This is a genomic window from Epilithonimonas caeni DSM 17710, assembly GCF_000426465.1.
Lineage (GTDB): Bacteria > Bacteroidota > Bacteroidia > Flavobacteriales > Weeksellaceae > Epilithonimonas > Epilithonimonas caeni.
The window spans coordinates 526,363-551,103 of record NZ_KE384527.1 but is presented as its reverse complement, the minus strand read 5'-3'; the positions used below and the strand labels follow the sequence as shown (position 1 = coordinate 551,103).

The 24,741-nt window shown below is 36.8% G+C and carries 16 protein-coding genes; 10 read left to right on the top strand and 6 right to left on the bottom strand.

Annotated elements, in window-relative coordinates:
• Nucleotides 1–9: 9 nt before the first annotated feature.
• Genes K319_RS0117535 through K319_RS0117525 form a run of 3 tightly spaced genes read right to left on the bottom strand, consistent with a single transcriptional unit; the run spans nt 10 to nt 3,729 of the window.
• Nucleotides 10–1,326 (bottom strand): sensor histidine kinase, encoded by a 1,317-nt coding sequence (locus K319_RS0117535; protein ID WP_027384788.1) that lies wholly within the window; start codon nt 1,324–1,326, stop codon nt 10–12.
• The gene (locus K319_RS0117530) at nt 1,327–2,670 is read right to left on the bottom strand and encodes a sigma-54-dependent transcriptional regulator (protein WP_027384787.1); all 1,344 of its coding nucleotides are present in this window, start codon (nt 2,668–2,670) and stop codon (nt 1,327–1,329) included.
• Between the two features lie 18 nt (nt 2,671–2,688).
• The gene (locus tag K319_RS0117525) at nt 2,689–3,729 is read right to left on the bottom strand and encodes a PDDEXK nuclease domain-containing protein (RefSeq protein WP_051230779.1); all 1,041 of its coding nucleotides are present in this window, start codon (nt 3,727–3,729) and stop codon (nt 2,689–2,691) included.
• A gap of 220 nt (nt 3,730–3,949) precedes the next feature.
• Here K319_RS0117525 and K319_RS0117520 point away from each other — a divergent pair, with 220 nt between their 5' ends.
• From K319_RS0117520 to K319_RS0117475, 9 genes are all read left to right on the top strand, one after another.
• Nucleotides 3,950–5,191 (top strand): efflux RND transporter periplasmic adaptor subunit, encoded by a 1,242-nt coding sequence (locus K319_RS0117520; protein WP_027384785.1) that lies wholly within the window; start codon nt 3,950–3,952, stop codon nt 5,189–5,191.
• 46 nt (nt 5,192–5,237) lie between these two features.
• Nucleotides 5,238–6,005, top strand: coding sequence for a GIN domain-containing protein (locus K319_RS0117515; RefSeq protein ID WP_084403474.1), 768 nt, complete (start codon nt 5,238–5,240; stop codon nt 6,003–6,005).
• A gap of 36 nt (nt 6,006–6,041) precedes the next feature.
• A complete protein-coding gene (locus tag K319_RS0117510) occupies nt 6,042–7,499 on the top strand; it encodes a DUF4932 domain-containing protein (protein WP_084403473.1) in 1,458 nt (485 codons plus the stop codon).
• A gap of 32 nt (nt 7,500–7,531) precedes the next feature.
• Nucleotides 7,532–8,254, top strand: a complete 723-nt coding sequence (locus K319_RS0117505) for an ABC transporter ATP-binding protein (RefSeq protein WP_027384782.1) — start codon at nt 7,532–7,534, stop codon at nt 8,252–8,254.
• 115 nt (nt 8,255–8,369) lie between these two features.
• A complete protein-coding gene (locus K319_RS0117500; RefSeq protein WP_027384781.1) occupies nt 8,370–10,784 on the top strand; it encodes an ABC transporter permease in 2,415 nt (804 codons plus the stop codon).
• A gap of 163 nt (nt 10,785–10,947) precedes the next feature.
• Nucleotides 10,948–13,362, top strand: coding sequence for an ABC transporter permease (locus K319_RS0117495; RefSeq protein WP_027384780.1), 2,415 nt, complete (start codon nt 10,948–10,950; stop codon nt 13,360–13,362).
• A gap of 156 nt (nt 13,363–13,518) precedes the next feature.
• Nucleotides 13,519–15,948, top strand: coding sequence for an ABC transporter permease (locus K319_RS0117490; RefSeq protein WP_027384779.1), 2,430 nt, complete (start codon nt 13,519–13,521; stop codon nt 15,946–15,948).
• A 148-nt stretch (nt 15,949–16,096) separates the two neighbouring features.
• Complete coding sequence (locus K319_RS0117485) at nt 16,097–17,383, top strand: TolC family protein (RefSeq protein ID WP_027384778.1); 1,287 nt, start codon at nt 16,097–16,099, stop codon at nt 17,381–17,383.
• Nucleotides 17,384–17,863: 480 nt separating this feature from the next.
• Nucleotides 17,864–19,960, top strand: a complete 2,097-nt coding sequence (locus K319_RS0117475; RefSeq protein WP_027384776.1) for a type IA DNA topoisomerase — start codon at nt 17,864–17,866, stop codon at nt 19,958–19,960.
• A gap of 110 nt (nt 19,961–20,070) precedes the next feature.
• Here the strand turns inward: K319_RS0117475 and K319_RS20735 are convergent, their stop codons facing one another.
• On the bottom strand, nt 20,071–21,558 hold the full coding sequence (locus tag K319_RS20735; protein ID WP_051230778.1) for a glycoside hydrolase family 28 protein: 1,488 nt from the start codon (nt 21,556–21,558) through the stop codon (nt 20,071–20,073).
• A 337-nt stretch (nt 21,559–21,895) separates the two neighbouring features.
• On the opposite strand from K319_RS20735, the gene fabV reads away from it, so the two are divergent.
• A complete protein-coding gene (gene fabV / locus K319_RS0117465) occupies nt 21,896–23,098 on the top strand; it encodes an enoyl-ACP reductase FabV (RefSeq protein ID WP_027384775.1) in 1,203 nt (400 codons plus the stop codon).
• Between the two features lie 55 nt (nt 23,099–23,153).
• On the opposite strand, the gene K319_RS0117460 is transcribed toward fabV, so the two are convergent.
• Both K319_RS0117460 and K319_RS0117455 read right to left on the bottom strand, forming a co-directional pair.
• On the bottom strand, nt 23,154–23,951 hold the full coding sequence (locus K319_RS0117460) for a lysophospholipid acyltransferase family protein (protein WP_027384774.1): 798 nt from the start codon (nt 23,949–23,951) through the stop codon (nt 23,154–23,156).
• 43 nt (nt 23,952–23,994) lie between these two features.
• Nucleotides 23,995–24,624 (bottom strand): NUDIX hydrolase, encoded by a 630-nt coding sequence (locus K319_RS0117455; RefSeq protein WP_027384773.1) that lies wholly within the window; start codon nt 24,622–24,624, stop codon nt 23,995–23,997.
• Nucleotides 24,625–24,741 lie beyond the last annotated feature (117 nt).

The window sequence follows — 24,741 nt, the reverse complement described above, 5'->3', positions numbered from 1 at the left end:
TCAAATGCATCATTCCACAAACCAAATCTCAAACCGGCTTCCCTGCTCCAAAGGCTTATAATTCAGATAACCTTTATGCGCTTCGATAATACTTTTACTGAGTGTTAATCCAATTCCGGAACCGCCACTTCTTGTCGTAAAAAACGGAAGGAAGATCTTATCCTGAATTTCTTTCTGGATTCCGACTCCATTGTCTTCCACACTTAGAATGATACGTTTGTTTTGAGTTTTGATTTCAGTTTTAATTGTTCTTTCAACATTATCGGAAACAGCATAAATAGCATTGAGATAAAGATTAATTAAACATCTTTCAATCATTTTTTCATCCGCTGAAATCGTGTGATTTTCTAATGAATTGACAATCGTAATATGATTTTTTTCAAATTCAGGTCTAAGGAAATTAAGCGCAGATTCTACAATATCGGTTAAAGAAATTATTTTAAAAACCGGTTTCGGAAGTTCGGCAACTTGTCGGTAATCATCTACAAAATTCAATAGTTGTTTCGATTTGGAATTGATGATCATCAGACTTTCCTTCATATCCTGCTGGTCTTCTTTCTCGATAATTTCCTGATTCGCAATATATTCAAGATTTTGAATCAAACTGTTAACAGGCGTCAAAGTATTCAGAAGCTCGTGCGAGATCACTTTCATCAGGTTGTTCCAAGCCAGTTTTTCTTTTTGCTCAATAATTTTCTGAACAGATTCTAAACTGATGATGCAGAATCTGTGTTTAGCATTCTGAACTTTTTTAGTCCTTAAAGAAAACGATTGTTTCGCATTTTCATTGATCGAAATATCAAAAAATTCCTGAGAGTTTTCGTAATTGGTTTGCTCTATGATTTTGTAAAAATCAGGTGCTTTCTTTTCATAAAGATTCCAGGAATTATACTTTGGAATTTTCAGAATTTCCAAAAAAACAGGATTTACATAAAAAACGTCCCAATGGTCATTTTTTTCCGTCAAAATCATTAGTCCGATTTCCAGCTGATTCAGAATTTCTTCGTACAAAAGTTTGTAAGAGGACAACGAAAGGTGCTCTTCTTTGCTTTGGTAGTAGAGTTGTACAGTGTTATCAACCAGACTGTTTTCTTCCGTTTTCGGAAACAATGAAAAATCTTTTTTCTGAATGGCCAAAAGCAATTTTTCTGTTTTCTGAATGTACGATAAAGCCGAGGTCTGTGCCAGAACAATGCAGACCAAACTCACCAATGAAAATAAAATACAGTTGATCCATTTGTTCTGTGAATAAAAATCAAATGCAAAAATTCCGCAGACAATGGCCAGCAGAATGAATATCAGCCAAAAAAAATGCTGTTTCCTCATTTATAATTCAAATTTTTCCATTCTTCTATACAACGCCGCTCTCGATAATCCCAAATCTTCCGCTGCCAGAGAAATATTTCCACGATGTTTTTTCAACGCTTTTTTGATGAGGATTTCTTCCATTTCTTCGATGTTTAGATTGATGATTGTTTTTTCTAATTCTTCATCCTGAGGCATCAGCAATTTAAGATTTTTCTCGTTGGAAAGAATCACGCTTCTTTCTATGCAATGGTCAAGTTCACGGATATTTCCCGGCCAGGAATAATGCGTTAATTCTGAAATTAAAACATCATTTAAAACCAAATCCGGCTTGTGATATTTCTGTTTGTATTTATCCAGAAAATAATCGGCTAAATTTGAAATATCTTCAATTCGTTCTCTCAGACTTGGAATGTTTAATTCAACGGTATTGATTCTATAATATAGATCTTTTCGGAAACGGTTTTCAGCAACGGCTTTTTTAAGATTTTCATTAGTTGCGAAAATAAATCTCACATCCAGCAATCGTTCTTTGCTTTCTCCGATTCTCGATAACTTTCTGTTTTGAATCAAGCTCAATAATTTGGTTTGAAGATGAAGCGGAAGATTCCCGATTTCGTCGAGGAAAACCGTTCCGTTTTCGGCATTTTCGATTTTTCCGGCATAGTCCTGATGTGCATCCGTAAACGCCCCTTTTTTATAACCGAATAATTCGGATTCAAAAAGATTCTCGGAAAGGCTTCCCAAATCAATATGCACAAAAGGCTGATTTTTCCGTTCTGACAACTCGTGAATATGTTCTGCCAAAACATATTTTCCGGTCCCATTTTCTCCCAGAAGCAAAACATTGGCATCAGTTGCAGAAACTCTTTCAATCTGGTCCATCACTTCCTGCATTGCCGGAGATTGGGTTTCCAATTGATATTGATTGGTTTTGATGCTGACATTTTCCCATTGATTCAGCTTCTTATTTTTTCGGGAAATATCGACAGCGATATTCACGGAAGCATACAATTTTTCGTTATTCCAGGGTTTCAGGATAAAATCGGATGCGCCATTTTTCAAGGCCTCAACCGCCAATTCCACTTCGCCATACGCCGTCATCAGGATAATCGGAAGCTGAGGTTCCAGCGTTTTTATTTCCTGCATCCAATACAATCCGTCCTGTCCGTTTTCAAAACCTTTTCGGAAATTCATATCCAAAAGAACGGTGTCAACCTGCTGTTCGGATAAAAATTTCAGAATATTTTTGGGCTGACTGAGACAGCTCACCTCCGTGAAAAACTTTTTGAGCCAGACTCTCGCCGAAAACAAAATGTCCTCGTCATCATCCACAATTAAAATATGAGCTTCTTTTTTTCGCATTTTTTGATTTAATAGTTTTTACAGCAATTTTTTTCGTTCGAAACGTTCTTTTGCTTCGATTAAGGCTAAATGTAATTTTCGTTCGAGTTCTTTTTTTGGTGGTAGTTCTGTCCAATATTCCGCAACCATTATTCCGTCTTTGTGCATTTCCAAAAGTTCTACTTGTTCTTTACAGCTTTCAGCACAAAGTATTAGTCCAATCGGAGTTTCTTCGCCTTCCTGCTTTTCGTTTTTGTTGAGCCATTTCAGATATAATTCCATCTGTCCTTTATATTTGGCTTGAAATTTCCCAAGTTTCAGTTCGATGGCAACCAGTCTTTTAAGTGAACGGTGGAAAAATAACAGGTCAAGATAAAAGTCTTCTCCGTCTATAATCATTCTTTTTTGACGTTCCACAAAAGCAAATCCTTTCCCTAATTCTAAAATAAAATTTTCCAATTCGTGGAGAATAGCTGTCTCAATATCTTTTTCTAAATAGTCGTTTTGTAATCCAAGAAAATCCAATAAATACGGGTCTTTAAAAGTATTGATAGGGAAGTTCTCGTTTTGAGATGATTGTAAATTGGCAATTTCGGTTCGTTCAAAAGCTTTGTTAGCAATTTGTTTGCGAAGTTCCCTTTTTCCAAATTTCCCTTCAATAGATAATTGAGCGTAAAATAATTTAGCTTCATAAGATTTTAAAGGCAAAAGTTCAGTGAAATGTGACCAGCTCAATTGTGTAGCCAGTGGCGACACAATTTCTAATTCCTTGAATTGTTCAGCAAATTGCATCATTCGTCTTACATTTCGCTCTGTAAAATTTCTGCCATATAGATTTTCCAATTTTGCCGACACTGTCGGCAAAATTTGTTTTCCATACTCTGCGCGTTGGTTTTGCAGAACATGATCATTGATACGTTTACCAACCTGCCAAAACAAAATGGTAAGTGTACTGTTGGCTTGCATAGCCACCTGCTGACGACTTTGCTCTATTAAATGAGATAAATCCGTTAACAATTTTTCGTTCGAAAAAATGATTTGATTATCAAGAAAATCCGAGTGTTTTAATTTTTCAGCCATATTTTGTATTCATCATTTGTAAATTTTTGTTGTGTAAAATTATTATTTACAATTAATAATTCATCATTTATCTGTCCGTTTCCGTACAAAAAGTGTCCGATAATGAACAGTTTTAAAATTAATAAAATTATATTTAATCACATTTACAGAGAGTTACAAGATTATAAATTTGTGGCATTTGCATTGTGTAATTGTCTGTAAGTAAAATAGTTATCTAAATATGGATACGAAAATAGTAAAAAAGAAATCTAAACTAAAATTTGTCTTAATCATCATCGCTTCTGCTGTAGCAGTTTCAGTTTTTGGATGGTATTTTTTGAATCAGAAAAAAACTTATAATGTAAAGTCGGAAGATATCACGATTGATGAGGTGACCAATGGAAAATTCGAAGATATGTTGATGGTAACTGCGCAGACGCAATCTCTTAATTCTTCTCTTGTGAATGTTCTGGAAGGTGGTGCGGTAAAAGAAATTTTTGCGGAAGACGGACAAATGCTGACAAAAGGACAACCCATCGCAAGAGTTTACAATCCGAATACGGAATTCAATTACCTGAATCAGGAAACGGGAATTATGCAACAAATCAGTCAAATGAGGAGTTCGCTTCTGGAACTGAAAAATCAGGAATTTAACCAGGATAAAGAATTGTTACAGTCTCAGAATGATTATAATACGGCGTTGCAGACTTTCAATCTTCAGAAAAGATTGTACGATGCTGAAATCGGAAAGAAAACGGATTATGATATTGCTTTACAAAATCTGAATTATCAGAAAGACAGAAAACAAATCGTAGAAAAAGGAGCTTCCAATGAGAAACTTTCGAGAAATTCTCAGTTTGCAGCCATCAATAATTCTATTAATCAGATGGAAAAAAGCTTGAATATCCTCCGTTCCAACAAAAATAATTTCCTGATAATGTCGCCGGCTTCGGGAAGGTTATCGTCATTCAATATTTCTCTCGGACAAAATCTGACAAGTGGAGAAAGCATCGGGAAAATCGATTTGATGGGCGGTTACAAGTTGGTCGCAAAAGTTGATGAATATTATATCAACAAGTTAACTAACGGCATCAAAGGAATGCTCGACAACAACGGAAAAGAATACGAAGTGATTATCACGAAAATCCTTCCGGAAGTGAAAGACGGACAGTTTTCTGTGGAACTGAATTTCATTGATGCAAAAATCGAAAACCTGAAAATCGGGATGACTTTCGGAGTGAAACTGAAATTATCTGCCGACACGCAAAGTATGATGATTCCGAAAGGGAATTTCTACAAAGACACAAACGGGAAATGGATTTTCGTAGTGAAAGGCAACAAAGCTGAAAAGCGAAACATCAGTCTGGGAAGAGAAAATCCTTTGTATTATGAAGTGGTTTCCGGGCTGAAGCAAGGCGAATCGGTCATTACTTCGGATTATTCTGAATTGAAAAAATACGAAATGCTTGATATTCAAAAATAACAGTCAGAGACTGATTTATTAAATAAAAACTAAAAAAATTATAACAATGCAAAAACTATTATTACTATTAATAACAATGATTATCGGACTTTTTATGTCCATTACATTGCTGAAAGGGCAAAGTTTCAAGGCTGCCGGTAATGTGGAAACGAAAACTTTTCCATTAAGCCACTTCGAAAATATTAATTCTGAAATGGTTTTCAATGTGGAAATCAGAAAATCCAATGAGGAGAAAGCTGAGGTTACAAGCAATTTTATGCGTTTTATAGAAATTAGCGTAAAAAACAATACACTTCAAATCGGATACAAAAAAAATCAGCAAATGGAAAATGTGGATACCAAAATTGTAATCTATGCGAAAGATGTTAAATCTGTAAGTGCAGGAGTTGGTTCTGTTGTGAAAGTGAAAGACCAATTTGATATTCAGAAATTTTCTACAGAAAGCGGTGGGAAAATTTTTGGCGATTCTAATGCGAAAAATATTGTTATCAATACAGAATCCGGCGGTTCTGTTCTTGGAACTGTAAATACTGAAAATCTTACATTGAATGCAGAATCCGGAAGTTCAATTAATATTCAAGGAAAAATAGAGACAGCAAAAATTAGTTCTGAAGGTGCTTCAAGAATTATTGCAACAAAAACCGATATTTCCGTAGCCACCGTCAATGCAGAATCTGCTTCATCAGTTAGTTTAAGTGTTTCAAAAGAATTAACCGCTTCGGCAAGTTCTATGGCGAAAATCAGATACAAAACTTTATCAGGAATCAAATTCTCTGCATCAAGAGATTCGGGAGGCACAATTGATTCTATTTAAAATAATAAACTATAAACTTAGAAAACTCAGATTAAAATGATGACGTTAAGGATGATTTATAAAAGCATTTTGACTTTGATAATGTTTTTATCTGCGGCAAATCTGAAATCTCAATCAAAAGTAGATGTGGAATTCAACCCAAATATTGCCACGTATTCCATTGTCGAATATCTTGTAGCAAAACACCAGGGAAGACTTTTCTACATCGACGGGAAAGCAGATATTGGTCATTTGCCTTTGGCTGATTTGGCGAACAGGGAAATGGAAAAATATGATAATTCGAAAATCATCAAAGCGATGCAGGATTATCTCCAGATTGTTGGTCAGCAACAGGATTTGACTTATCAGGTTTTATTGAAACATAATATTTTTCCGGCAAAAGGCTACGCTTTTCCGATTGAGGAAAATGATAATGCAAAGAAAGAAGCAGTGGAAAAATTCGCCGAACAGTTGAGAGAGTTTTATATCGAAAGAAATCTGGGAAAATTCTTCAAATCTCAGAGCCATTTCATAGAAGGTGCAAAGAATGAGGTTAGAAAAAACATTCCGGCTTCCTATATGTCGAAAATGGAGCAATATTATGGCGAGAAGTTTCTGGCATACAGATTTTGGATTAATCCATTGGATATTATGCCTAATATCCCGGTCTTCTGGCACGGCAACGGACCTATGATTAAGTCTGACAAAGGGCAGATTGCCAATATGATCAGCAGTCCTTATCTTCCTCTGGAAAAGAAAAATAATATCAGGGATTATAAAGAATTTGGTTTCAATCACCCGGAGACGCTCAACTTTTTAATCACGCACGAGTTTGGTCATTCGTTTGTCAATCAGCATTTGGGTCAATATGAGGATAGGATTAACAAGAGCAGTAATCTGATGACCGAGGCTCTTGTTGATAAGATGGCGATGCACGGTTATTCTTACTGGCCGTCTTGTGTTGCTGAACATATCGTGAGAACAGGAGAAATCCGAATTGCTCTGGCTGACGGTAATCAGAAATTGGCTGAAAGCTTAAGAAAACAACATATTAATGATTATTCTTTTGTTCTCATTCCAGACTTCGAAAAGAAAATGGAAGTATATGAAAACAACAGGAAAAAATATAAATCGTTTAAAGATTTTGTCCCTGAATTGCTAAATGTTTTGGATGAAACAAGTGTCGAGAAAGTGAGAACAAAATTGGGTTTACCTAATGAGAAATATGAAGTGACTTTAACCGTTAATGTTCCCGAAAATAGTGGCGATGTTTATATTACAGGTAATCAGTCAACTATCGGGAATTGGAATCCTAACGTAATTAAACTTGATAAAATAAGTGAAACAAAGAGACAGATTACATTCAAAACTTACCCTGATTTGAAATTCAAATTAACCAAAGGAAGCTGGGAAACAGAAGGGAAAATCGACGGAATCGAAGAAGGGAAAGACGTTTCTTTGTCTCTGGATAAAAATACAAGTCTGAATTACACCATTAAAAACTGGAAACAATAATCAAATAATTAATTTAAAAAAAATATACTACAATGATAAACATTCAAAACCTTTCAAAAGTCTATAAAACAGAAGATGTTCAAACTAACGCTCTTAATAATGTAAGCCTGCAAATCAAAGAAGGTGAATTCGTTGCGATAATGGGACCTTCAGGTTGTGGAAAATCGACTTTTCTTAATATTCTGGGATTGCTGGACAGCGCCTCATCCGGCTCATATCAATTTGAATCTGTTGAAACCATCGGAACTTCTGAAAAGAAAAAATCAGACATCAGAAAGAAAAATATCGGGTTCATTTTCCAGAATTTTAACCTGATTGATGAACTCACGGTTTATGAAAACATCGAATTGCCTTTGATTTACAATGGTGTTTCCTCCTCAGAAAGAAAAAGAAGAGTGGAAGAGATTATGGAGAAAATCAACATCGCTCACAGAGCCAAGCATTATCCACAGCAGCTTTCCGGAGGTCAACAACAGAGAGCGGCGGTTGCTAGAGCTTTGGTAACGAGACCAAAATTAATTCTTGCCGATGAGCCAACCGGAAATCTCGATAGCTCTAATGGAAATGAAGTGATGAATCTTCTTGCAGAACTTCACAGAGAAGGTTCTACGATTGCAATGGTAACGCACTCTTCCTACGATGCAGGTTACGCCTCTAGGATTGTAAATATGAAAGACGGCGAGATTTTTTCCGAAGAACATTCTTCCCAAAGAAAAGATGTTTTCGAAAAAGCGGATGCAAAAAACTTCGAATAATTGTTAAATAAGGACGCTGGATGATGGAGGCTGTGTGTTTTTACACTGCAGAGTTCTTCCATCTTCCCGCACCTGGCTTCCAACAGTATCATTCATCACTTATCAACTACCACTTATGCTCAACAACTGGCTCAAAATTGCCTTCATCAATTATAAAAAGAACTGGCTTTCCACCATCATCAATTTGTTTGGATTAACGATTGGATTGACAGGATTCATGCTCATCCTGATGCACTGGAATGATGAAGAATCCTATGAAAAATGGAATCCGAAGAAAGATCAGATTTACTTTTTTCAATCCTATTTCAAAAAAGATAATTTTTATGGAAGTAGCATTACAGTGCCTTTGGCAGAAAATGCAGCAAAACGGATTTCGGAAGTTCAGGATTATGTGTTGATGACCAATACAGGAATTGCTTATAAAATGACAACCAAGAGCAAATCTGTTTATATAGAAAAAGGATTTACAACGACGGACAGTTTCTTCAATTTTTTTCCGTTTAAACTGGTTTCTGGGAATTATAAAAATGTTTTGGAAGGTGGGAACGATGTAGCTATATCTGTCAAGACCGCGAGACAACTGTTTGGCAAAACCAATGTTGCAGGAGAAAGCCTTAAATTTAACGATAAGAACTATATTGTAAAGGCTGTATATGAGCTTCCTGCTGAAAATAGTCAGATCAAGCCAGAATTTGTTATCAAACCGGTCAAGCAATTGGAAAATGACAAAGAACAATGGGGTAATTTTAACTATGCTTGTTTTTTTATGCTGAAAAAAGGTGCAGATCCGAAAGATTTTCAGAAAAAATTCAAAGATATTATAATGATGGGTGCGAAGATCAATGCAAAGCGCGCTGGAATTTCGCCTCAGCAATTTAACGATCTGTATGGACCAAACGGATCATTGTTAACCCCTATTGATAAACTAAAACTGCATGCAGAAGCCTCTTGGTTTTCCAATCCGGATTTCAAATCATTATTGATTTTATTTTCGCTTTCAGTGTTGATTGTCATTTTATCAGCCATTAATTTCATCAATTTAAAAACTGCTCAAGCTTCTCAAAGAGCTAAAGAAATCGGTGTTAGAAAAGCAATTGGGAGTACAAGATCGAAGTTGGTACTTCAGTTTTTATTGGAAACTTTTTTGCTGTGCTTTGCGTCTTACCTCTTGGCCCTGGCTTTCACAGAATTACTATTACCGAGTTTCAACAAATTTTATAACAAGGAAATCGTGATGGATGATTGGCACATTTACCTTTATTCGTTTTTAATGGTTGTCGTTGTAACACTTGTTTCCGGACTGATTCCCGCTTTATATTTATCCAACTTCAAAGCTATCGAAACCTTGAAAGGAAACTTTGCAAGAAGCAAACACGGGGTTTGGCTCAGAAACGGGATTTTAACGCTTCAACTCATCATTTCTTCATTCTTTATCATCGGTGGACTTATCATCGATCAGCAGGTAAAATATATGATGAAAAAAGATTTAGGATTTAACGGAAAACAGATTCTTCAAATTAACTTTAATGATGTTAATAACGGAAAACCTTGGCTGAAATACGAAAGACTGAAGGTCGAAATGGCAAAAATCCAAGGCGTACAAAGTGTAAATTATGGTGAAGCTGTTCCCGGAACAGGTAACTTCAACAGCTCCAATATGGATTATAAAAACCAAAGCTTCAATGCGCAGCACGGCTCTATGGATTACGATTATCTGCAATTTATCGGCGTGAAATTGCTTAAAGGAAGATGGCTGAACCCCAAATTATCCTCTGATACTATTAACAATACTTTGGTAAACGAAGCTTTTGTCAAAAAATTTGGCTGGACCAACAATGAAGCGGTGGGAAGGGAAATAAAACCAGGTTTTGATAACAAACCTTATAATATTGTCGGAGTTGTGAAAGATTTCAATATCCGAAGTTTGAAAACGGAAGTAGAGCCCATCATATTTTTCCATTACAGAGAAACGTCTTGGAAGAGATATAATGTTTATAACATTCAGTTAAAAATAAAACCGGATGATATCGACGGAACGGTAAAAAGGATCAAAGCTTATTGGCAAGACAATGTAGAGCCCGGATATCCTTTCAATTCTTATTTTATTGATAAACAATTTGCAAAAACTTTCGACGAGCATCAGAAACAACAAACACTTTTCACAATTTTGAACATAATGGTTTTGATAGTAGCACTATTGGGATTATTCGCTTTGTCATCATTGATGATCGAGCAGAAACTGAAAGATGTCGCCATCAGAAAAACTTTGGGTGCATCAGACCAGATTTTAATTTTTGGTTTGACAAAACAATTCCTCTGGATTACCTTGATTGCCGTTTTGATTAGCATTCCAATCAGTTATTACCTGATGAACGAATGGCTGAAAGATTTCGCCTACAGAATTGATATGCCTGTTTTCCCATTCGTCCTGAGTTTGATTTTATTATTGATTCTGACATTCGCAGTCGTGAGCATCAAAGCTTACCAGGCAACGAAAGTGAATCTTGTGAAATATTTGAAATATGAGTAAAGAACCTGAAGGGTTCAATTTGAATAGCCGTAGGTGTAAACCTATGGAATCTAGTAAAATATCTGAAATACGAATAAAATTAGTTAATGGTTTTCGGTTGAGAGTTGATAAAAACTCTTCCGACATCCACCAACTGACAACTAACAACTGACAACTAACAATTATGCTAAACAACTGGCTCAAAATCGCCTTCATCAACTATAAAAAGAACTGGCTTTCCACTCTTATCAATCTGTTTGGTTTGACGATTGGATTGACAGGATTTATGCTCATCCTGATGCATTGGAACGATGAAGAATCCTACGAAAAATGGAATCCGAAGAAGGATAATATCTTTGCTTTCCAAACCTACAACAAAGCAGATAATTCTTACGGGAATAATATCTCTTATCCAATGGCGGAACGTGCTGTGAAAGTGATTCCTGAAGTTAAAGATTATGTGTTGTTCAATGGCTCGGGAATGGGTTTCAAAATGACCACGAAAACCAAAACGGTTTATCAGCAGGACGGGATGTCTGCATCTGAAAGCTTTTTCAATTTCTTCCCCTTCAAACTGGTTGCAGGAAGTTATAAGAATGCTTTGAAAGGTGATAAAGTAATTGCACTTTCTACAAAGGCCGCCAAAAATCTTTTCGGGAAAACTAATGTTGCCGGCGAAAGTGTCAAGTTTGATAATAAAGATTACGTTGTAACAGCAGTTTATGAGCTTCCAAAGGGAAATAGTCAAATCAACCCGGAATTTGTCATTACACCTTTTGAGCAGATGAAAGGCGACAAAGACCAATGGGGGAATTTCAATTACGGATGTTTCTTTATGCTGAAGCCAGGCACAGACCAGGAAATGTTGCAGCAAAAATTCTTAAAAGACATTTTCGAGTACAGAGCAAAGCTGAGCAACGAAGGTGCTGGTGTTACAGTTCAGAAATATTTGGAATTGTATGGACCAGCGGGAAGTTTATTCACGCCTCTTGATAAGATAAAACTGCACGCCAAAGCGTCTTGGTTTGGCGTAGGAGATTTCAAAACGATGATGATCCTGTTCACACTTTCTGTTTTGATTGTGATTTTGTCTGCGATTAATTTCATTAATCTTAAAACAGCTCAGGCTTCTCAACGTGCCAAAGAAATAGGCGTAAGAAAAGCGATTGGAAGTACAAGATCGAAGCTGGTCCTTCAGTTTTTATTGGAAACCTTTGTGATTTGTTTTGCGTCATATATTTTGGCTTTGGCTTTAACGGAGATTCTGTTGCCAGGTTTCAATAAGTTCTACAACAAGGAAATCGTAATGAACGATTGGAATATTTACTTCTATTCATTTGCGATGGTATTGGCAGTTACATTGATTTCTGGTTTGATTCCGGCAACTTATTTGGCCAATTTCAAAGCGATAGAAACATTAAAAGGAAATTTCGCCAGAAGTAAACATGGCATTTGGCTGAGGAACGGGATTTTGACGTTGCAATTAATCATTTCGTCATTCTTTATCATTGGTGGTCTAATCGTGAATTCGCAAGTGAAATATATGATGGACAAAGACCTGGGTTACAATGGGAAACAAATACTATTGGTTAACTTCAGCGAGAATGTTGAAAAACCCTGGCTGAAATACGAACGCATCAAAAACGAAATGAAGAAAATCCAGGGTGTGGATGCCGTTTCTTACGGAGAGGCAGTTCCTGGAAGTGGCAGATTCAGCAATTCCAATATAGATTATATGGACAAAAGCATCTTTGCTCAGCATGGCTCTATGGATTACAATTATCTCCAGTTTATGGGAGTTAAATTAAAAAAAGGACGCTGGCTGAATCCAAATCTTGCGTCTGATACAATGACCAATGTTTTAGTGAATGAAGCTTTTGTGAAAAAATTTGGCTGGACAGATAACCAGGCTTTAAAAAATGAATTTCGTCCGGGATTTGATTATAAACCGTATCATATTGTCGGGATTGTAAAAGATTTCAATATCCTGAATCCGCGCAGAGCAGTAGAGCCAATCATCTTTTTCCATTACAGGGAAACGGAATGGAAACGATATAACGTCTATAATATCCAATTGAAATTAAAAGCAGATGATATCGACGGGACGTTGAAAAGAATCAAAGCTTATTGGCAAAATAATGTAGAACCGGGTTATCCTTTTGATTATTTCTTCATTGATAAAAAATTTGCGCAGAGTTTCGAGAAATACCAGAAACAACAGACATTGTTTACTATTCTTAACGCAATGGTTTTGATGGTCGCTTTGTTAGGATTATTTGCTTTGTCTTCATTGATGATCGAGCAGAAACTGAAAGACGTCGCTATCAGAAAAACTTTGGGCGCATCAGACGGAATTTTAATTGTTGGATTGACAAAACAATTCCTCTGGATTACATTCATTGCAGTTCTAATCAGTATTCCAATCAGTTATTATCTGATGAACGAATGGCTGAAAGATTTCGCCTACCGGATCGAAATGCCTGTTTTCCCATTCGTCCTGAGTTTGATTTTATTATTGATTCTGACATTCGCAGTCGTGAGCATCAAAGCTTACCAGGCAACGAAAGTGAATCTTGTAAAATATCTCAAATATGAGTAAAAAGAACCCGAAGGTTCAATATAAGTAGCCGTAGGTGAAACCTATGGAGTTTTGTGAAATATCTGAAATACGAGTAAATATTTGTTGATGATTGTCGGTTGAGATTGATAGAAATTCTTCCGACATCCAACAACATCCAACAAACAACAGACAATTATGATAAAGAACTGGCTCAAAATAGCATTTATCAATTACAGAAAAAACTGGCTTTCCACCATCATCAATATTTTGGGATTGAGTGTCGGTCTGTGTGTTTTTCTGTTGATATTTATCCATTGGCAGGACGAAAGGTCTTATGAACAATGGATTCCGAATAAGGAGAATATCTATCTTGTAGAGAATGGAAATTCGTCTTTTGGAACGATGGTCGTTTCCAGTTATCCATTGTTAACTGTTTCCAAGGAAAAATTTCCTGAGATAGAAGATTATGCCATTGCCAATTCTTGGACTTTTTACAAAACAAAATTACAAGTGGGAAAAAGGTCGGCCTTTGTCACATCTTGCAGAGCTTCGGACTCTTACTTTGACTTTTTCCCTTTTGAGAAAGTCGCAGGAAGTTTTAAAGATGCTATCAGTGATGCAAGTAAAATGGCTATTTCTGAAGAGACCGCAAAATCATTATTTGGTGATGAGTATAAAGCTTGTATTGGTAAAATGGTCAAGATTGATGATGCTGAAAATAAAGATTATGTGGTTACAGCTGTCTACAAATTGCCTAAGGAAAATTCTGTGTTCAAACCTGGTTTCATTATGAGACATCCCGATATTGGGCAAAAGGATTTACCTTGGACCAATTACAGTTATGTAGGCTATTTTAAGATCAAGCCAGGAACCGATGTCAAGAATCTGGAAAAAAAACTCTCTGACCAGATGGCGCAACAGGAAAAAATTGCAATGGCAAAATGGGGAGAAAAATACGATGAGAAAAATAAAGCCCAGGTTTTTCTCACACCAATTAGCAAGATGAAACTTGATGCTAAAAGCGAAGGTATAGATAAAGGCGATAAAAAATCGATTATGATCTTGTTGAGTTTGTCCGCTCTGATTTTATTGTTGTCGGGAATTAATCTGATCAATTTAAAAACGGCTCAGGCTTCTCAGAGAGCAAAAGAAGTAGGCGTAAGAAAAGTGATTGGAACCACAAGATCTAAATTGATCTTACAATTTTTGCTCGAGACTTTCATGATTTGTTTCCTTGCATATATTGTTGCTTTTGCAATGGTTGAGCTACTGTTACCAACTTATAACAAATTCCTCAACAAAGAAATTAAACTGAATAATCCGAGTCTGTTTATCTATACAGGATTGTTATTGATTGTTTTTTCCTTGATTTCGGGATTGATCCCGGCATTTTATCTTTCGAATTTTAAACCAATTAACACTTTGAAAGGCAATTTCTCCAGAAGCCGACACGGCATTTGGTTAAGAAATTCTATTTTGGCTTTGCAGCTCATTATCTCATCATTTTTTATCATTTGCTCTTTGATCATTTATACACAGGTCAATTATATGATGAATAAGGACTTGGGTTTCAAAGGCGACCAGGTCATTCATATCCAGTTCAAGAAAACCGATTGGAAGAACGATTACAATTCCAAAAAATATATCAGGCTGAAAAATGAAGTATCAAAGATCGCAGGAGTTCAGGAAATCACGGGTTCCGTGAATTCAATAGGAATGGGAATGGCAAATGCATCCAGCGTGAAAAGTGCTTTGGACACAATGAAATCGGTAGGAAATGTAATTGTCGGCGGAATAGATTACAATTATTTCAGATTTTATAAAATGAAATTCGTTGCCGGCAGAGACATAGATTTGCGTTTTGCCTCCGACACTATTTCCGGAACAATTGCCAATGAGTCATTTATCAAGCAAATGGGATGGAACAAAGATCAGGCATTGGGAAAAGAGGTCTATCCGGGTTGGGAACAAAAGAAAAAGTACAAAATAATTGGTGTTCTCAAGGATTTTTACATCAATGGCGTTGATAAACCCGTTGAACCCATGTTATTTTTCAATTATGACAGGAACTGGGCAAAAAACAATATGGGAAATCTCCAGATAAAACTTTCCGGCAATGACATCAATGGAACTTTGGAACGAATCAAAGAATTCTGGCTCACAAAAGCCGAACCGGGATACCCATTTGAATACAACTTTGTGGACAAACAATTCGCTAAAACATTTGAAAAGTTCCAGAAACAGCAAACCTTGTTCACAACTCTTAATATCGTGGTTCTGGTGATTGCTTTGTTAGGATTATTCGCTTTGTCATCATTATTAATTGAGCAAAAACTGAAAGATGTTGCCATCAAAAAAACCTTGGGAGCAGACGAAAGAACAATTGTCTGGGACTTGACCAAAAGATTTTTACTGATTTGTGTCATTGCAGTTTTCATCAGTATTCCATTCGGTTATTATGCGATGAACGAATGGCTCAAAGATTTTGCTTACAGAATCGATATGCCGGTTTGGCCTTACGTTCTGAGTTTGTTTTTATTATTGACTTTAACATTCGCAGTTGTAAGCTTCAAAGCTTATCGAGCAACCAAGATCAATCTTGTTAAATACCTGAAATACGAGTAACGAACCCGAAGGGTTCAATATCAATAGCCATTGGTGAAACCTATGGAAAAAAAGAAACCAAATAAAAGATTCCCCTCTACTGGAGGGGTGGCAAAAATTCAATAGAATTTTTGACGGGGTGGTTTAAAAACAAAAACCAATTAAAAAAATGAAAAAACTCTTCTTCATATTACTGATCAATCTTCTTCCCGCTCAGCAGAGTTGGACACTCCAACAATGCCTGGATTATGCTTCTGCAAACCATCCTTTGGTAAAGCAATCTGCGGTCAATATTCAGAAAAACGAAAGACAGATTTCTGCTGCAAAAGGAATGCTGTTGCCGTCTGTGGATGCTGGAGCCAATCACAATTATAATTTCGGAAACGGAATCAATCAGCAGAATAACCAGCGTGAAGCAATCAATACCCAAACTGACAATGTCTATGCACAAGCCAATTGGGAACTGATGAACTGGCGAAATTATCTCAATATTTCTTTGTCCAAAATCAACAAGGAAAGCTCGACCTACAAAATGAAACAGGCCCAGAATGAAGTTAAGCTGAATGTCATTCAGATGTTTTTCACTTATCAGAACAGCAAAAGCTGGCTGGATGTTTTGGAAACGCAACTTTCCGGGATTGAAGACCAGATCAAACGTACCGAGAAAGAAGTAGAAATCGGAAACCGCCCGAAAAGTGATATTTATGATATCAAGGCCAATCTTGGAACAATGCAGGAACAATGGGTTTCTGCGAAAAACCAGCGAGACCTTTCAAAAATCAACCTTCTGAATGCCTTGGCGATTACAAAAGATACGCTGGATTTCACAATGACCGAGGAGAATTTGACTAATTCCAATTTCAGCAATCCTGATTTCATCCAAGATCTTCTGGAAAAAAATCCGGCTTATCAGACTACTCTGGCAGAAATCAAAGCTCAGCAAAAAAACATTGACATTGCGAAGTCTGCTTATTTGCCAACATTGAACGGCTCTTATACTTGGTCAAGTTTTTACAACAAAATTTTGGGCGAACCTACGACTGCTTTTTCAGAACAGATCAAAGCGAATAAAAATCAACAATTGTCTTTCGGACTCAATATCCCGATTTTCAATAAACTGCAAGTGAAAAACAATGTCGAGATTGCCAAGCTGAATGTTATCAATTCCAATTACGACAAAGATATTGTGATTAATAATCTGACTCAAAGTATCAGTTCCATCAAAGCACAATTTCTGAATGCTAAGGAAAAATACAACCTTTTGGAGGCCAATTTCGAAAACCAAAGATTATCCTTCCAGAAATCCGAGGAAAAATACAAGGAAGGCCTGATGGACGCCTACACTTTTTTTGTGGTCAGAAACAATTGGCTCCAAGCTAATTATAACCTGATCAATAGTAAAAACGATGTTATCCAACAAACAGAATTGCTTAAAGTTTTTGAAGCTGGGTTATAAAAAATACATTTGATTTCTTATATTATTTTCTTATGAGATCCTTCCGAAGACTCACAATTCGGGGGGATTTTTTATTGAAATTGTTTGACTTTGTGGAAGTTTGGGCGCCTTATCCGCCTTCCGCTCCCAATTGTCAATCTGAGGCTCTCGAAGAGTCCGCTCGAGTCGGTGCGCAAATTCAACATAAAACAACATTAGTCATAGAACACAAGATTGTCATTCTGAAAGAATCTCAACTGCCGAAATTTCTCCGGAGGGACAAAGAATATTTTTAAAATATAAGTATTTCTTTGATGAGCGAAGCGCCTTTGTGACCCTAAAATGTTTTCAATCAATTAATGAAACCTTTGTGAACTTTGTGTTCAAAATCCCTCGCTTTTTAAATTTAAAAATCGCATTTTTGCAATCCTTATTTTCAAGTATAACCAGATGAAACGTTTCGACGTTCCATCTGACCTTAGAAAAAAATAGAAATTACAGATGAAACTTTGTATTGCCGAAAAGCCCAGCGTTGCCCGTGATATAGCCAAAGTTTTGGGTGCTACAACGCCCAAGAGCGGTTATATGGAAGGCAACGGCTATTGCGTCACGTGGACTTTCGGTCATCTCTGTACACTTAAGGAACCGCACGACTACGCACCACATTACAAATCCTGGGATTTGATTTTTTTGCCAATTATTCCTAAACATTTCGGAATCAAACTGATTGATAACAATGGTGTTGAGAAACAATTTCAAACCATAGAAAAGCTGGTCCAGGAATGTGATGAGGTCATTAATTGTGGTGACGCCGGGCAAGAGGGAGAGTTGATTCAGCGGTGGGTTTTGCAGAAAGCAAAATGCGACAAACCGATAAAACGGTTATGGATTTCTTCTTTGACGGAAGATGCCATCAAGGACGGTTTTGAAAATCTGAAACCGGCTGATGATTATAAAAATCTCTATCTGGCTGGCAATGCAAGAGCAATCGGCGATTGGCTTCTGGGAATCAATGCCACGAGATTATTCACGAAAAGATTTGGTGGAAATAAAGGTGTTTTATCGATTGGGCGGGTTCAGACGCCAACTCTGGCAATGCTCGTTCAGCGTCAGAAAGAGATTGATGCTTTTACGCAGGAAGACTATTGGGAACTTAAGACAAAATATCGGGATGTGCTTTTCAGTGCGTCAATTGACCGATTGAAAACCTTGGAAAAAGCAGAACGAGGTCTGGAATATCTCAAACAAAATCAATTTGAGATCATCTCTTTCGAAATCAAAGAAGGAAAAGAAAAGAATCCGAGATTATTTGATTTGACGGGGCTTCAGGTTGAAGCCAACAAAAAATATGGCTTCTCTGCTGAACAGACCTTGAACTATATCCAAAGTCTTTACGAGAAAAAACACACAACTTATCCGAGAGTTGATACCACTTATTTATCCGAAAATCTTTATCCGAAAATTCCAGGAATTTTAAGGAGTATGACTATTTATTCGGAATTCATTGCGCCTTTACTGACTCAACCCATTCCGAAAACAAAAGCGGTTTTTGATGATACGAAAGTAACCGACCACCACGCAATCATCCCAACGGAGATCCCACCCTCATCTAATTTGACAAGAGAAGAAAAACTCATTTATGATTTGGTAGCGAGAAGATTCGTTGCTGTTTTTTATCCTGAATGTAAAATCTCAAATACTTTGGTGGAAGGACAAGTTGGGACAATCCCTTTCAAAGCTTCGGGAAAACAAATCCTTGAGCCCGGCTGGCGAACGGTTTATGCGAAAGATAAAAAAGAAGAGAAGGAGGAAAAAGATAAAGACGAGGAACAAACTATTCCGGAATTCGTTGCTGGTGAAAAAGGTGAACACGAACCTTTGATCCATCAAGGAAAAACATCACCGCCAAAACCTTATACAGAAGCAACTTTGCTTAGAGCAATGGAAACGGCTGGGAAACAGGTTGAAGATGAAGAGTTGCGTGAAATGCTGAAAAATAACGGTATCGGAAGACCATCAACCCGAGCCAATATCATCGAAACTTTGTTCCGAAGAAAATATATCGAAAGAAAAAAGAAAAATCTTGTTGCGACCTCAATAGGTATTGATTTGATAGACATAATCGAAGACGAAGTTTTAAAAAGCCCTGAGCTTACAGGAGAATGGGAATCGAAACTCAGAAAAATCGAAAAAGGGGAATATGAAGCCAATCAGTTCAAAGAAGAATTGATAGAAATGGTCACTGATCTGACTCAAAAAGTTATCAACGGAAAAGGGAAGGTTATTAATTTCGAAGAAGAAAAACCGGCTCTAAAGGAAAAGAAGCCGAGACCTAAAACCGGATTGGTCTGGGAAGAGACCCAATGTCCGAAATGCAAGTCTAACAAGCTGATGAAAGGTAAGACCGCCATTGGCTGTTCGGATTATAAAGGTTGTGGTTTCAAAGTTCCGTTTGAGATATTCGGTAAAAAATTGTCAGAAAAACAATTACAGGATTTGATTCTGAAAAACAGAACTTCCAAACTGAAAGGTTTTACAGGTGAACAGGATGAAGGTGTTCTAATCCTTAACGAAGATTTTTCAATTGGTATAAAATAAAACCCTTCCAGATTTTTATTATCCAAAAGGGTTTTGTAATATTTTTATCTCGCCGATTTTACAGATTAAGCTGATAAATCTGCAAAATTTGCCAAATCAGCAAGAAATAATTATTTCACAACAATCGCTTTTTTCAGACCACTGTCGATTTTATAATCAGTCGAATTATTGATTTTCACATTTTCAAAAACGATATTCTGAGCATTTTTTCCAACGATTCCTTTTTTACTTGTGATATTCACATTTTTAAAGAAAAGATTTTCAATCAGTTTTTCAGGAAGCCCGCTGAAACTGAAAGCCGTTTCGGACGAAGCACAATTCACGTTGCTCACGTAAAAATCGTGAAAATATGGCACTTTTTCGCCAGTATGTTGAGCCGCCTCACTTTCTTTTGTACTTCCTACAGGTGCATCTGCATAGAACGTATCAAACAACACTGCTTCTTTGATGATGTTTTTCATTTCGATATTGTCGATGAAAATCTGGCTCACATCACCGCCTCTTCCCGAGTTGCTTTTAACACGGATTCCGATATCTGTTCCGTCAAAAGTACAGTTGGTTACGTAGATGTTTTTCATTCCGCCGTCCGTATTACTTCCAATCACGAAACCGCCGTGGCCTTCATTCACCGTACATTCTGCGATGATGACATTTTGCAGATTGGCTTCACCATTTTTTGGAGTTCCGCTGGATTTCATACAGATTCCGTCGTCGCCGGCATTCACTTTTGTGTTGTAAATGATGACATTTTTAGAAGCGCTGATATCGATTCCATCTCCATTCTGAGCCCATTTCGGATTGTAAACCGTCGTATTTCTGATGACAAGATTGGTGATTTGTTTTGGATTGATGACAAACTTCGGAGAATTTCTGAACGTTGGGCCATCAATCAAAAGATTGGTTACTTTTGAGAGCGTAAACATCATTGGTCTTAAGAAATGATGAATCTGCTCATACATATCTATTGTCGCACCAGGTGTTTTTGTGATCACTTTTGCTAATTCTTCACCATTTTTTGCCGACTCGCTTGGCCACCAGATCTTTCCGTCATCGCTGAGCGTACTTCCTTGTTTTGCCAGCAATTCTTGCCATTGAGCAGGTGTGGTTTTGAATTTCTTCACAGGTCTCCATGCTTCGCCTGCACCATCGAAAATTCCTTTTCCGGTAAATGAGACATCCTTCAAATTGTTTCCCCAAATCGGCGCAGTTACTTCGAATTTGCCAGGTGAAGATTCTCTTATTGGAAATTGCTTTACATCACTGCTGAACTGAACTATTGCTCCTTCTTCGACGTGGAAATCGATTTTACTTTTAAGTTCGATTGGTCCTGTCAACCATGTTCCGGCAGGAACGATCAGTCTGCCTCCTCCGTTTTGGGCAATCGCGGAAATAGCTTTGGAAAAAGCTTTTGTGTTTAATGTTTTTCCGTCGCCAACGCCCCCAAAATCTTTGAAGTTGTAATCCTTTTGTGGAATTGTTGGCAAAACCATTTCTCCGAATTTAAATGGAGCCCTCTCGATGTAATAATTAATGTCATTTTTCTGCGCAGAGATCAATGCTGCAACAGAAAACGCAAGACCTATTAAAAGTTTTTTCATTGTTTATCTAAGTAATTTATTCTATTCTAAATTTTTGCTAATCCCCCAAGTCGGAGTGCGTACAATTCAATGTTAATTATTTCATTTTAAAGTTTTCGGCTCATTCAATATAAATTATGTCGAAGAGTATTTATTAATGATAAATAATCAACTTCTTACAGGTAAAATTAAACAAAATAATGAATTGTGCAATCGATTGCGCAAAATAAAAAGTACAATATTCGAAAAGTATCATCAATCCTCGAAAAACTGAAAAACTGAATACGCTTTTTTATAGATAATTCTTAATAATTGATTCAAATTTCTTTAATTTGCAATGCTAAAAATAATTTCAACAATGATTATTCAACCTAGAACAAGAGGATTTATTTGTTTGACAGCACATCCGGATGGCGCGCTTCAGGCAGTTAAAAATCAGATAGAATATGTAAAGTCGAAAGGCGCAATCAAAAACGGACCTAAAAAAGTATTGGTAATTGGTGCTTCTACAGGTTTTGGTCTGTCTTCAAGAATCGCTGCGGCTTTTGGTTCAGATGCTGCAACAATCGGGGTTTTCTTCGAGAAACCAGCGTCTGAAGGAAAAATGGGAACAGCAGGTTGGTACAATTCTGCGGCATTTGAAAAAGAAGCACATGAAGCTGGACTTTACGCAAAAAGTATCAACGGCGATGCATTTTCTGATGAAATTAAAAAAGAAACGATTGAGTTGATTAAGAAAGACCTTGGTCAGGTTGATCTGGTGGTTTACAGTTTGGCTTCTCCAAGAAGAACACATCCGAAAACCGGTGTTGCTTATTCGTCGGTTCTTAAACCAATTGGACAATCTTTTACTAATAAAACGGTGGATTTTCATACAGGTGTTGTTTCTGATATTACAATTGCTCCGGTTGAAAATGAAGAAGATATTTCTAACACGGTTGCTGTAATGGGTGGTGAAGATTGGAAATTCTGGATAGAGGATCTGAAAGCGGCCGGTGTTTTGGCAGAAGGTGTTAAAACTGTTGCTTATTCTTACATTGGCCCAGAGCTGACTTTCCCGATCTACAGAAACGGAACGATTGGTCAGGCGAAAAATGACCTTGAAGGGACTGTTCCTGTTCTTAATGATTTACTGAAAGAGCTTAACGGTGTTTCTTATGTTTCTGTGAACAAGGCTTTGGTAACACAGTCTAGTTCGGCGATTCCCGTAGTTCCATTATATATTTCTTTGCTGTATAAAGTGATGAAAGAAAAGGGTACGCACGAAGGAACAATTGAACAGATGCAAAGACTTTTCGCCGACAGATTATATACTGAGAATGGGGAAGTGGCTTTGGATGAAGCTGGAAGGATCAGAGTTGATGATTGGGAAATGGCAGATGATGTTCAGGCAGAAGTTGCTAAGTTATGGAATCAAATTTCCACTGAAAATCTTTCTGAAATCAGTGATATTGAAGGTTACAGAAAAGAATTCTTCAACCTTTTCGGATTTGAGATTGATGGGGTCGATTATGAAAAAGATGCTAACGAGAACGTACAAGTTCCAAGTATCGAAGCTTGATCTTTATCTTTAAAAATAAATAAAAAACGGCTACTTTTCCAGTAGCCGTTTTTTTTTATTGTTGAGATTGAGATTTTATCTCTTTCTGTTTTACATCGTAATCGTGAAGCAGATTATGTTCCGGTGTTTGTCCAATAGCGTGCATTATTTTGTCCAGAATTTCTGTTGCAGATTCGTTATCATAATCAATTTCCAAAGCTTGTTGAAACTCCATCGTTGGTTTTACACCTGTTACCTTGATCTTCAGTCCTTTCTTATCAAAAGCTCTGCGAAATCCATTGATTTTAATTGGAATTACAATCGGTCTTTGGTTTTTAATCAATTTTGCAGTTCCTTTTCTGCCTTGTGCAAAAGCCGAAGTCGTTCCTTGAGGAAATGTGATCACCCAGCCATTGTCCAAAGCCTTCATAATATTTTCTATTTCGCTCATATCAACCATCCGGTTAATATTTTTACCTTCTGCTCTCCAGGTTCTTTTAACAGTAACGGCACCAGCAATTTTGAAAATTCTTGCAAGAATTCCCTTGTTCATTGTTTCCTCTGCCGCAACATAATAGAAGTCAACCTTTGGATTCAGAAGGTAGACAGGATTTTTTATCGTATTGTGATAACCATTATTAACGGCACAGAAAGCGTGATACATGGCGGCAACATCGGCAAAGTAGGTCTGATGATTGGAAACGAAAAGAACATTGCTGTCTGGCAAATCTGTAAGATTTTCGGTTCCTGTGATTTTCAGTTTATTAAAACCATTGAATCTTCTGTAAGAAACAACTCCCAGAATGAAAATGATAATTCTTTTCAGAATATAGATGTTTCCAAAGGAATCGGTAAAAATATTTTTTTTTGCCATTGATAATTAATTATAATTTCTAAGGTCAGAAATTATTGCAAAATTAAACATTTTTTAACAAGTTACTAAACTCGCTCAAAATCATAGATGTGGCACCCCAAATGATATAACCATTAAAATCGATCACGGGAACTTCATAACCTTTCGTAGATGGTAAGGCCATTATTTTTGGCTGGTCTGGAAGACTTAATAAAGATGAAATCGGGAATTCTATCAATTCGACGGCTTCGGTTTCCTGTAAAAAGAATTCTGGATTCTTCTTGGTATAAGAAACGAACGAATGAACGTAGAAATTGCTCGGCGGAATATAGATCGGAGACATTTCACGGATAATTCTCACATAGTGTTCTTCAATTCCCAATTCCTCGGAAGTTTCCCGTTTTGCGGTGTAAGAAAAATCCGGGTCTTCTTTCTCTCTTTTCCCACCCGGCAATGAGATTTGTCCACTGTGTCTGTCGTTTTCATTCACACTTCTTACAATCAGAGGGAAATACCATTCGTCGTTTTTGAGATAAAGTAAAATATTGACAGCTGCAAATTTTGGATTTTTTGTTAGAATATCTTCATAACTGAATACAGGGCGATAAGGTGGAGAATAGACTTTGTGTGCGTTCTCTCCCAACAATTCCGCTTCCTTGATATCTCTGAGTAAATCTTTTCCAAAAATCTGCATAACTCAAAGATAGGGAAAATCGTAATAATAATCAATAACTATTGTTGCGAGGTCCAAGAGAACGGTATTCGGACTTTAAATAAAATCATGATATCTTTTAATAAAAAACAACCTTTC

Excerpts from the sequence above, each read along its gene's own strand:
- K319_RS0117535 (WP_027384788.1), bottom strand. The coding sequence starts at position 1,326 with ATGAGGAAACAGCATTTTTTTTGGCTGATATTCATTCTGCTGGCCATT.
- K319_RS0117530 (WP_027384787.1), bottom strand. The coding sequence starts at position 2,670 with ATGCGAAAAAAAGAAGCTCATATTTTAATTGTGGATGATGACGAGGAC.
- K319_RS0117525 (WP_051230779.1), bottom strand. The coding sequence starts at position 3,729 with ATGGCTGAAAAATTAAAACACTCGGATTTTCTTGATAATCAAATCATT.
- K319_RS0117520 (WP_027384785.1), top strand. The coding sequence starts at position 3,950 with ATGGATACGAAAATAGTAAAAAAGAAATCTAAACTAAAATTTGTCTTA.
- K319_RS0117515 (WP_084403474.1), top strand. The coding sequence starts at position 5,238 with ATGCAAAAACTATTATTACTATTAATAACAATGATTATCGGACTTTTT.
- K319_RS0117510 (WP_084403473.1), top strand. The coding sequence starts at position 6,042 with ATGATGACGTTAAGGATGATTTATAAAAGCATTTTGACTTTGATAATG.
- K319_RS0117505 (WP_027384782.1), top strand. The coding sequence starts at position 7,532 with ATGATAAACATTCAAAACCTTTCAAAAGTCTATAAAACAGAAGATGTT.
- K319_RS0117500 (WP_027384781.1), top strand. The coding sequence starts at position 8,370 with ATGCTCAACAACTGGCTCAAAATTGCCTTCATCAATTATAAAAAGAAC.
- K319_RS0117495 (WP_027384780.1), top strand. The coding sequence starts at position 10,948 with ATGCTAAACAACTGGCTCAAAATCGCCTTCATCAACTATAAAAAGAAC.
- K319_RS0117490 (WP_027384779.1), top strand. The coding sequence starts at position 13,519 with ATGATAAAGAACTGGCTCAAAATAGCATTTATCAATTACAGAAAAAAC.
- K319_RS0117485 (WP_027384778.1), top strand. The coding sequence starts at position 16,097 with ATGAAAAAACTCTTCTTCATATTACTGATCAATCTTCTTCCCGCTCAG.
- K319_RS0117475 (WP_027384776.1), top strand. The coding sequence starts at position 17,864 with ATGAAACTTTGTATTGCCGAAAAGCCCAGCGTTGCCCGTGATATAGCC.
- K319_RS20735 (WP_051230778.1), bottom strand. The coding sequence starts at position 21,558 with ATGAAAAAACTTTTAATAGGTCTTGCGTTTTCTGTTGCAGCATTGATC.
- fabV (WP_027384775.1), top strand. The coding sequence starts at position 21,896 with ATGATTATTCAACCTAGAACAAGAGGATTTATTTGTTTGACAGCACAT.
- K319_RS0117460 (WP_027384774.1), bottom strand. The coding sequence starts at position 23,951 with ATGGCAAAAAAAAATATTTTTACCGATTCCTTTGGAAACATCTATATT.
- K319_RS0117455 (WP_027384773.1), bottom strand. The coding sequence starts at position 24,624 with ATGCAGATTTTTGGAAAAGATTTACTCAGAGATATCAAGGAAGCGGAA.